We start from the raw sequence: 9,562 nt of genomic DNA, 5'->3' as shown, positions 1-9,562 counted from the left end.
CCGCGCATGCCAAGCCTCCCTCGGCAACACCATGACGGAATCGAATCACCTCCCGCACAGAGCCGGAAGACACTTTTTCAGCAGCCTGCTAGGGGTCGCGCTCTCGATTTGTCCTCGCCGGCCCGCTCCCCCACCCGGCCGCCCATTCCAGGATACTGCCGTGGGTGGCCGGGTGGGGGAGCGGGCCGGCAAGGACACGGCTCAACGAGCCGTCACGACACCCAGTGCCCGGGCCGCCGCCTCGGCGGCCTCGATGCCGCTCAGCCAGGCGCCGTGGACGTCGCCCATGAACTGCAGGGAGGTCGCCTCGCCGGCGAAGAACAGCCGGTCGTCGACCGGCCGCGCGAGGTCGAGGCGCGCGTCGGCGCGTCCCGGCAGGGCCGCCGAGACGTAGCCCCGCACCCAGGGGTCGAGGTCCCAGGCGGCGACGGCGCGGGCCGGACCGACGGCCTCGCGCAGGCCGCTGCCGAACAGCTCGACCAGGCGGTCCAGGGCGTAGTCGGCCATGGCCGCCGCGCCGGCCTCGGCGAGCGCCTTGCCGAAGGGCCCGCTGACCATGGCGACGGCGAGGTCGCGCCCGCCCGGCCGCAGCACCAGCTCGACCGGCTCCGCCGCCCCCCGCAGCGGCATGACCTCGCAGTCGGCCGGCAGGTCGGGCCTGCGGCGGAAGCCCAGCGCGACCTTGTTGCAGCTGCCCATCGGCAGGCCCTCCAGGGCCGCGCGCTTCCAGTCGGGCAGCCCCGGCTCGAAGCGGATCGCGTCGCTGCGCAGCACGCCGGTCGAGACCGTGACGATGACGCTGCGGGCCTCAAGGGTGCCGCGCGCGGTCTCGACGCCGAGCGCGCCCGCGCCACCCTGGCGGACCCGCGAGACCGGCGTGTCCAGGCTGACCGGCAGGCCCTCGGCGAGGCGCGCGACCAGGTTGCCCAGCCCGCCGATCACCGGCAGGTCCTCGCCGACCCAGAGATAGCGGGCGAAGTCGAGGGTCGAGCCCTGCTCCGGCGGCACCCCCTGCTTGGCGGTGAACTCGGCCTCGAAGATCGGATGCCGGCCGTCCGCGCCGTCGAAGAGAGCCGAGACGGCGCAGTCCCGGCCCTCCCGGCCGGCCGCGGCGACCCGCTCGAGGCAGGCGCTGAGGTAGGCGTCGCAGACGGCCTGCTCCCCGGCGTCCAGCAGCCGGCCGTCCCGGGCGTAGCGGCCCTCCTGGCCGTGCCCGAGGTAGCGGATGCCGAGGGCGTCGGCCTCGGCCTTGAGCGGGTTGTGCGCCGGGGAGTGCAGCCAGTGGCAGCCGAGGTCGAAGGGCGCGCCGAAGGTCTCGTTGTCGCTCGCCGCCCGGCCGCCGACACGTCCCCTGGCCTCGAGCAGGGCGAAGCTCAGGCCCAGCTCGGCGAGCCGCCGCGCCGCCGCGATGCCGGCGGCGCCGGCCCCGATCACCACCACGTCGCGCGTCATCGCGTCCTCCCCGCTCCGCCCGGCCCTGCCGGGCGTCCCCTAGCACGCGCGCGCCGCCCCCGGAAGCATCCGGCCCGGCCCGCGCCGCCGCCGGGCTTCACAAGCGGCCGCCCCGGCGCGTCCCCTTGCCGTGCGGCGGGCACCGCGCGCCGCGGTCCGGCGGAAGCGACTGGGGAGGAGCGGGCATGGCAGCAGACGGGACGATGGACCAGCAGACTCAGGAGGCCGTGCGGCGGTCGCTCGAGCAGGGCCCGGCCGATCCGGTGGTGGTCGAGCTGGAGCGGCGCATCGCCGAGGCGAGCCGGCGCCAGGCGCCGGACTACGAGATCAACCGGGTCAAGGAGCAGCTGCTGGCGCGCTACTTCCCCTCGATGATCGAGCGCGGCAGCCGGCTGGCGCACGACCAGTTCAAGAGCGACGTCTTCCTGGAGGTCTACAACCAGCGCATGATCGCGCTCAGCGAGGAGCTGGGTCGCCCGCACAGCCGCGAGGCGGCGATCGCGCACCTGCTGCTCGCCGGCATCTACAAGGAGCGCGGCGAGGCCGAGCGCACCCGCTTCCACCTCTCCTCGCTGCGCAGGCTGCTGGAGAGCGCCAGGGTCGACCTCGAGCCGCTCGGCCAGCAGGTCATCGACCAGATGACCGCCGGCGTCCAGGTCGTCGCGCGGCCCTATTGAGCCGCCGCTCCCGCTTGTCACCTCTCCCGCTCGGGGAGAGGTATCGTGCTACCCCTTCAGCTGCTTCGCCAGGAAGGCCCTGGTGCGCTCCCAGGCCTCGGCGGCGTCGGCCTTGTCGTAGCGGGCGCCGGTCGGGTTGGCGAAGGCGTGGTCGGCGTCGTACCAGTAGTCGGTGTAGCTCTTGCCGGCCTCGTCCATCGCCTTTTCGAAGCCGGCGACCATCGCGTGGTTGATCCAGTTGTCGCGGGTCGCGAAGTGGCCGAGCACCGGCCCCTTCAGCGGCGCCAGCTGCGCCGCGGTCTTGTCGACCCGGCCGTAGTAGATCACCGTCGCCTCGACCGGGGCGGCGAGCGACGCGTTGAGCGACCAGCCGCCGCCGAAGCACCAGCCGATCGTGCCGACCTTGCCGGTCGAGCGCGGCTCCCGCCTCAGCCAGTCGATCCAGGACTTCAGGGTATCGGTCGCGGCCGCGGCATCGACCGCGCCCATCAGCGCCTGGGCGCCCTCGGCCGTGTCGGCGACCCGGCCGCCGTAGAGGTCGACGGCGAGCGCCAGGTAGCCCTCCCTGGCGCACTCGGCGGCCATCGACTTGATCTGGTCGTTGAGGCCCCACCACTCGTGGACCAGCAGCACGGCCGGCGCCGGCGTCCGCGCCGGCACGGCCAGCGCCGCCGAGACCTTGCGGCCGCCCTCGGTGGTCAGGGTCACGGTCTCGGTGCCGGCGGCGGCCGCCGCCGCCAGCTCGGGATCGGCCAGGACCGCCGCCAGGCTCGGCACCAGCGGCAGCGCCGCCAGGGTGCCGAGCAGGCGCCGGCGGCGCGGATCGGGCGGCAGGGGATGCGGATCGGACGCGAGCGGTCTGCTGTCGGGCATCGGGTCGGCTCCTCCCTCGGATTGCTCGTGACGGGAGTATGGCGCGACTCGGGGGCGGGAGGAGAGCGCTAACGAAAAGATGATCGGGTGCGCCGCGCCTCAGTGCGCCTCGGCCCAGCTGGCGCCCTGGCCGACGTCGGCGACCAGCGGTACCGAGAGGTTCACGGTCGGGGCGGCGGCGCCCTCCATGACCTCCTTGACCAGGGCGGCGGTCTCCTCGCGCTGGTCGTCGGGCACCTCGAACAGCAGCTCGTCGTGGACCTGCAGCAGCATTCTCGCCTTCAGGCCGGCCCGCTCCAGGGCCGGCGGCACGCGGATCATGGCGCGCTTGATGATGTCGGCGGCGGTGCCCTGGATCGGCGCGTTGATCGCCGCGCGCTCGCCGAACTGGCGGCGCGCCGGGTTCTTGTCGAGCAGCGCTGGCACGTGGACCCGGCGGCCGAACAGGGTGGTGACGTAGCCGCGCTCCTTGGCCTCGACCTTCATGCGGTCCATGTAGTCGCGGATGCCCGGGAAGCGCTCGAAGTAGGCGGCGATGTAGGCGCGCGCCTCGCCCTGCTCGATGCCCAGGTTCTGGGCCAGGCCGAAGGGCGAGATGCCGTAGATGATGCCGAAGTTGATCGCCTTGGCCTTGCGCCGGGTCGCCGGGTCCATCTGGTCGAGCGGCACGCCGAAGACCTGGCTGGCGGTCATGGCGTGGATGTCCAGGCCCTCGGCGAAGGCCTGGCGCAGCGCCTCGACCCCGGCGATGTCGGCGGCCAGGCGCAGCTCGATCTGGCTGTAGTCGACCGACAGCAGGGTGTGGCCCGGCTCGGCGATGAAGGCCGAGCGGATCTTGCGGCCCTCCTCGGTGCGCACCGGGATGTTCTGCAGGTTCGGGTCGTTGGACGAGAGGCGCCCGGTCGAGGCGACGGCCTGGCTGTAGGAGGTGTGGACCCGGCCGTCGGCGGTGATCTGGCCCTGCAGGGCGTCGGTGTAGGTCGACTTCAGCTTGGCCAGCTGGCGCCAGTCGAGCACCTTGCGCGGCAGCTCGTGGCCCTGCGCCGCCAGCTGCTCCAGGATGTCGGCGCCGGTCGAGAGCGCCCCCGACTTGCCCTTCCGGCCCTGGCTGGCGAGGCCCATCTCGTCGAACAGGATCTCGCCGAGCTGCTTGGGGCTGCCGATCGTGAAGCGGCGGCCGGCCAGCTTGTAGATCTCCTCCTCCAGGCCCTCCAGGCGCTGGGCGAAGTCGTTCGACATGCGCCTCAGGATGCCGGCGTCGACCTTGATGCCGGCCCGCTCCATCTCGGCCAGCACCGGCACCAGGGGCCGCTCCATGACCTCGTAGACCGCGGTCAGGTGCCGAGTCGCGAGCTGCGGCTTCAGCACCTGCCAGAGCTGCAGGGTGATGTCGGCGTCCTCGGCGGCGTAGTCGCAGGCCGTGTCGAGCGCGACCCGGTCGAAGGTGATCTGCGACTTGCCGCTGCCGCAGACCGCCTTGTAGGGGATCGGCGTCTTGCCGAGGTGCAGCTCGCTGAGCTCGTCCATGCCGTGGCCGTGCAGGCCGCCTTCCAGCACGTAGGAGAGCAGCATCGTGTCGTCGAAGGGCGCGACCGTGACGCCGTGCTTGGCCAGGATGCGCATGTCGTACTTCAGGTTCTGGCCGACCTTCAGCACGGTCGGGTCGGCGAGCAGCGGGCGCAGCAGCGCGAGCGCGCGCTCGATCGGGATCTGGCCCTCCAGCAGGCTGCCGCCGACCTGCTCCGGCGTGCTCAGCAGGTCGGCCTCGCCCTCGCTCGGCGTGCGGTGGCCGAGCGGCAGATAGCAGGCGCGGCCCGCCGCCGTCGCCAGCGAGACGCCGACCAGCTCGGCGCGCTCGGGGTCCAGGCTGGTCGTCTCGGTGTCGACCGCGACGATGCCCTTCTCCACCGCCTCGGCGATCCAGGCCTCGAGCGCCGCCTCGTCGCGCACCAGCGCGTAGGCCGGCGCGCCGGGCGCGGCCGCCGGCGCCGGGGCCGGGGCGGCCAGGTCGGCGAGCGGGCCGGGGGCCGCCGCCGGGGCCGGGGCGGCCAGCGGCAGGCCCTTGCCCGCCTCCTTCTCGTCCGGCACCACGTCGCCCAGCTTGTCGGCCAGGCGGTTGAGGATCGAGCGGAACTCGTAGCGCTCCAGGAAGCCCTTCAGGGTCTCGGGCTCCGGCTCCTTGAGGCCGAACTGGTCGAGCGTCTCCTCCAGGGGCACGTCGTCACGCAGGGTCACCAGCTTGAGCGAGATCCGCGCGTCCTCGGCGTGCTCGATCAGCTTCTCGCGGCGCTTCGGCTGCTTGATCTCCGCGGCGCGGGCGAGCAGCGACTCCAGGTCGCCGTACTCGCCGATCAGCTGCGCCGCGGTCTTGATGCCGATGCCCGGCACGCCCGGCACGTTGTCGGTCGGGTCGCCGGCCAGGGCCTGGACCTCGACGACCTTGTCGGGGGTGACGCCGAACTTCTCGCGCACCTCCTCGACGCCGATCGGCCGGTTCTTGATCGGGTCGAGCATGGTGACGCTGCCGCCGACCAGCTGCATCAGGTCCTTGTCGGAGGACACGACGGTCACGTCGATGCCGGCCTCGCGCGCCTGGCGGGCGTAGGTCGCGATGATGTCGTCGGCCTCGAAGCCCTGCTTCTCGATGCAGGGCAGGTTGAAGGCGCGGGTCGCCTCGCGGATCATCGCGAACTGCGGCACCAGCTCATCCGGCGGCTCGTCGCGCTGCGCCTTGTAGGCGGGATAGAGCGCGTTCCTGAAGGACTCGCCGCTGGCGTCGAAGATCACCGCGATGCCGTCCGCGTCGCTCTCGCGCAGCAGCTTGATCAGCATGTTGGTGAAGCCGAAGGCGGCGTTGACGTGCAGGCCGTGCGAGGTCATGCGCGGCGGGATCGCGAAGAAGGCGCGGAAGATGTAGCCGGAGCCGTCGACCAGGTAGAGGTGGCGGTAGGGCGGCTTGCCGGCGGTCTGCGCGGCGGCGGTCGTCTCAGGAGCGTCGGTCATGGCCGGAGAATGGCGCGGCGGGGCGGCGGAGTCGAGCCGGCCGGAGCCGCGCCGCTCAGGTCATGCCCAGGGCGTGCAGGTTCTCCGGCAGATGCTCGCGCAGCAGGCGCTCGATCATGGCGCGCGCCGTCGCCTTCTGCTCCGGCGGGAAGTGCGCCGGGTCGAGCGCCCGGTGGTCGTCGAGGGCGTGGAGCTCGCGCATCAGGGCGCTGCCGACCGGCTCGGCGCCGCTGCGGTCGAAGAGGTAGAGCCAGAGGAAGGTGTAGGCGACGGCGCTCTCGCTGCCCAGGAAGCTGCGCCGATAGAGGCCGTAGCCGCGCACCGTCGGACCGTAGCCGCCGCCGAACAGCCCTTCCCGCGCCGGCAGGACGAAGAGGTAGAGATCGGCGTCGCAGTCGGCGCGCAGCCTCTGCATGACCGGCGGCAGATAGTCGCTGGTCCAGGTCCGTCGCTGCGCCACGATCGCGTTCAGCGCCTCACGGTCGGGTGTGCAGTCGACCAGCCGGAAGCGGCCGCCGGCCTGCAGCAGGGACTTGAGCTGGTCCTCGACCTGGCCGTCGATCCGCCAGTCGGCGACCTCGACCTTGGCCGTGTTGTCGCCGGTCTGGATCAGCCAGTCGCCGCGCATCGCCAGCTCGTCGCCGAGCCCCGAGACGACGGCGAGGCTCTTGCCGGGCGGCAGGGCCCTGACGGTCTGCGAGCCGGTCGTCACGCAGCCTGCCAGCAGGCAGAGCGAAGCCAGCAGCGCGGCCAGTCGGAGCATCCCCTGTCCTCCGGTAGGGCTCGGGCTCAGTGCCCGCGGCCGCCGGCGCCTGCCTTCAGGACGAAGCGCTTGTCGCAGTAGGGGCAGTCGACGAAGCCCTTGCCTTCCATGTTGAGGAAGACGCGCGGATGGCCGAGCGCGCCGACGCCGCCGTCGCAGGCGACGATCTCCTGCTCCACGGTCACGGTCTCGGGGGCGTCGTGGGCAGGGACGCTGGGGGTGGGCGCGGCAGTGGCCATGGGGCTTCCTTCGGAAGGCTCGGGCGGGGCGGGTTCGATCGGCCGGGATAATAGCCGCTCCGCGAGTTCGATCAATGATGGCCGCGCCGGCTGGCAAGGCGGCGGCGTCTTCGTGGCGATCCTCGCCCTCTTCACCGTCATCCTCGCGAAAGCGAGGATCCAGAGGACGAAAACGCCCGCACGGACTCGCGACGGTCCGCGCCGGCCGCTCTCTTCTCTGGATCCTCGCTTTCGCGAGGATGACGGGATGGAAGAAGGCGCGCGCCGTCCCCGCGCGCCAAACCGGCGCTTGTCGCGGCTGCCCGGCGGGCTTACCTAGAGGACGCCATGCCAGACACCGCCACCCTGCCGGCCGCCGACCCGCTCGCGGCCGATGCCTCGCTGCCCGACAACGCCGTCGAGATCGAGCATCTCGAGAAGACCTATCGTGCCGCCGGCAAGTCGGCGCCGCTGCACGCGCTCTCCGACGTCAGCCTGACGATTCCGCGCGGCTGCGTGTTCGGCCTGCTCGGCCCGAACGGCGCCGGCAAGTCGACGATGATCAACATCATGGCCGGCCTGGTCACCAAGACCGGCGGCACGGTGCGGATCTGGGGCAACGACATCGACAAGGCGACCCGCCAGGCGCGCGCCTCGATCGGCGTCGTGCCGCAGGAGCTCAACATCGACCCCTTCTTCACGCCCTACGAGATGCTGGAGCTGCAGGCCGGCCTCTACGGCGTGCCGCCGCGCGAGCGCCGGACCCGCGAGATCCTCGGCATCCTCGGCCTCGCCGACAAGGCGGAAGCCTACACCCGGACCCTCTCGGGCGGCATGCGCCGGCGCCTGATGGTCGCCAAGGCGATGGTCCACAACCCGCCGGTCCTGGTGCTCGACGAGCCGACCGCCGGAGTCGACATCGAGCTGCGCCAGCAGCTCTGGGGCCGGGTGCGCGAGCTGAACCGCCTGGGCACCACGATCCTGCTGACCACCCACTACCTGGAAGAGGCCGAGGAGCTCTGCGACACCATCGCGATCATCAACCGCGGCAAGGTGATCGCCTGCGACCCGACCGAGACGCTGGTGCGCCGGCTCGACAACAAGGAGCTGCAGCTGGTCGTCGCCCGGCCGCTCGCCGAGGTGCCGGCGCCGCTGGCCGCCTTCGAGCCCGAGCTGGCGGCGCCCGACCGCCTGGTGTTCCGCTACCGCACCAGCGCCAGCCCGGTCGGCCGGATCCTCGCCGCCGCGCAGGAGGCCGGGCTGGAGATCGTCGACCTGAGGACGGTCGAGACCGATCTCGAGGACATCTTCCTGCAGCTGACCCGCGGAGCCCATGACGACGAACACTGAGGCGTGAGCAGAACGAGCCTCCCCGAGAAGCGGGCCGCCGGAGGCCCGCGCCGCCGCGGAACGGCGGCCGGCGCCAGGCTGCTGGCCGGGGCGCTGCTGCTCGCCGCGCTCGCCGCCTGCACCGAGCGGCTGGCGCCGCCAGGCCCCGGCGCCACGGCGCCGCACCTCGAGCTGCAGCGCCTGACCGACCAGCGTGCCGCCGCCGACTTCGTGGCCTCCGACGGCCTGAAGCTGCCGCTCAGGGCCTGGCTTCCCGGGACTGCGGAGGGGGACGGCGCCCCCGCCGGCCTGACCGCCGACGGGCAGACGGCCAGTGCCGCCGTCGATGGCGGCGCCCTGGGCGACCCCCTGGGCGGTACCCTGGGCGGCGACCCGTCCGCCGACCCGCGGGCGGCCGACGAGCCGAAGGCGGTGGTGCTGGCGCTGCACGGCTTCAACGACCACAGCGCCGCCTTCACCGACGCCGCGCCGGCCTTCGTCAAGGCCGGCATCGCACTCTACGCCTACGACCAGCGCGGCTTCGGCGCCGGGCCGAACCGCGGCCTCTGGGCCGGCAGCGAGCGCATGGCGGACGACGCCCGCACGGCGCTCCGGCTGCTGGCCCGGCGCTATCCCGGCAAGCCGCTCTACCTGTTGGGCGAATCGATGGGCGGCGCGGTCGCGCTGCTGGCCGCCAGCGGCCCCGACCCGCCGCCGATCGACGGCGTCGTCCTCGCGGCGCCGGCGGTCTGGTCGAGCGACCTGCAGCCCTGGTACCAGCGCTGGGCGCTCTGGCTCGCGGTGCGGCTGGTGCCCGGCCTCAGGCCCTCCGGCCAGGGCAACAACATCCAGGCGAGCGACAACATCGAGGCCCTGAAGGCGCTCGGCCGCGACCCGCTGGTCATCAAGTACACGCGGGTCGACACGCTGCAGGGCCTGGTCGACCTGATGGGCAAGGCCCTGGAGGCGGCGCCCGGGGTCAAGGCGCCGGTCCTGCTGCTCTACGGCGAGCACGACGAGCTGATTCCGGAGAAGCCGGTCGAGATGCTGTGGCACGACCTGCCGAAGCGGCCGGACACCCACCTGGTCGTCTATCCCAAGGGCTGGCACCTGCTGCTGCGCGACCTGCAGGCACCGGTCGTCTACGACGACATCACCGCCTGGATCGCCCACCCGGCGCTGCCCCCGCCCTCGCTGGTCGCCGGCCTGGCCGACAGGGGCTTCGACGCGAAGTAGCCCCGCCGCCC

9 protein-coding genes are annotated in these 9,562 nt (G+C 72.9%); 4 read left to right on the top strand and 5 right to left on the bottom strand.

The window, feature by feature from the left end; genetic code table 11:
• Window positions 1-201: 201 nt before the first annotated feature.
• Window positions 202-1,452 (bottom strand): flavin monoamine oxidase family protein, encoded by a 1,251-nt coding sequence (locus B9O00_RS23375; protein ID WP_085125156.1) that lies wholly within the window; start codon window positions 1,450-1,452, stop codon window positions 202-204.
• Between the two features lie 185 nt (window positions 1,453-1,637).
• On the opposite strand from B9O00_RS23375, the gene B9O00_RS23370 reads away from it, so the two are divergent.
• Window positions 1,638-2,129: a hypothetical protein gene (locus tag B9O00_RS23370; RefSeq protein WP_143596333.1), complete on the top strand. Its 492-nt coding sequence runs from the start codon at window positions 1,638-1,640 to the stop codon at window positions 2,127-2,129.
• A 48-nt stretch (window positions 2,130-2,177) separates the two neighbouring features.
• Here the strand turns inward: B9O00_RS23370 and B9O00_RS23365 are convergent, their stop codons facing one another.
• The 4 genes from B9O00_RS23365 to B9O00_RS23350 all read right to left on the bottom strand — a co-directional run bounded on the left by B9O00_RS23365 (window position 2,178) and on the right by B9O00_RS23350 (window position 7,007).
• Window positions 2,178-3,002 (bottom strand): dienelactone hydrolase family protein, encoded by an 825-nt coding sequence (locus B9O00_RS23365; protein WP_085125154.1) that lies wholly within the window; start codon window positions 3,000-3,002, stop codon window positions 2,178-2,180.
• A gap of 99 nt (window positions 3,003-3,101) precedes the next feature.
• Window positions 3,102-6,005 (bottom strand): DNA polymerase I, encoded by a 2,904-nt coding sequence (polA, locus tag B9O00_RS23360; protein ID WP_085125153.1) that lies wholly within the window; start codon window positions 6,003-6,005, stop codon window positions 3,102-3,104.
• Between the two features lie 55 nt (window positions 6,006-6,060).
• Window positions 6,061-6,768 carry a hypothetical protein gene (locus tag B9O00_RS23355; protein ID WP_085125152.1) on the bottom strand — a complete coding sequence of 236 codons (708 nt, stop codon included), beginning with the start codon at window positions 6,766-6,768 and terminating at the stop codon, window positions 6,061-6,063.
• A gap of 26 nt (window positions 6,769-6,794) precedes the next feature.
• Window positions 6,795-7,007, bottom strand: coding sequence for a zinc-finger domain-containing protein (locus B9O00_RS23350; RefSeq protein WP_085125151.1), 213 nt, complete (start codon window positions 7,005-7,007; stop codon window positions 6,795-6,797).
• Here B9O00_RS23350 and B9O00_RS32685 point away from each other — a divergent pair.
• Genes B9O00_RS32685 through B9O00_RS23340 form a run of 3 tightly spaced genes read left to right on the top strand, consistent with a single transcriptional unit; the run spans window position 7,006 to window position 9,551 of the window.
• A complete protein-coding gene (locus B9O00_RS32685) occupies window positions 7,006-7,326 on the top strand; it encodes a hypothetical protein (RefSeq protein ID WP_143596332.1) in 321 nt (106 codons plus the stop codon). The two genes, B9O00_RS23350 and B9O00_RS32685, sit on opposite strands and share 2 nt — an antisense overlap.
• Before the next feature lie 8 nt (window positions 7,327-7,334).
• Window positions 7,335-8,336 carry an ABC transporter ATP-binding protein gene (locus tag B9O00_RS23345; RefSeq protein WP_085125150.1) on the top strand — a complete coding sequence of 334 codons (1,002 nt, stop codon included), beginning with the start codon at window positions 7,335-7,337 and terminating at the stop codon, window positions 8,334-8,336.
• A 3-nt stretch (window positions 8,337-8,339) separates the two neighbouring features.
• Window positions 8,340-9,551, top strand: coding sequence for an alpha/beta hydrolase (locus B9O00_RS23340; protein ID WP_085125149.1), 1,212 nt, complete (start codon window positions 8,340-8,342; stop codon window positions 9,549-9,551).
• The last annotated feature ends 11 nt before the right edge of the window (window positions 9,552-9,562 follow it).

Origin of the sequence: Tistlia consotensis USBA 355 (genome assembly GCF_900177295.1) — a bacterium.
Taxonomy (GTDB): Bacteria; Pseudomonadota; Alphaproteobacteria; order Kiloniellales; family DSM-21159; genus Tistlia; species Tistlia consotensis.
The sequence above is the reverse complement of the archived record's forward strand: the minus strand, read 5'-3'. Positions and strand labels throughout refer to the sequence as shown.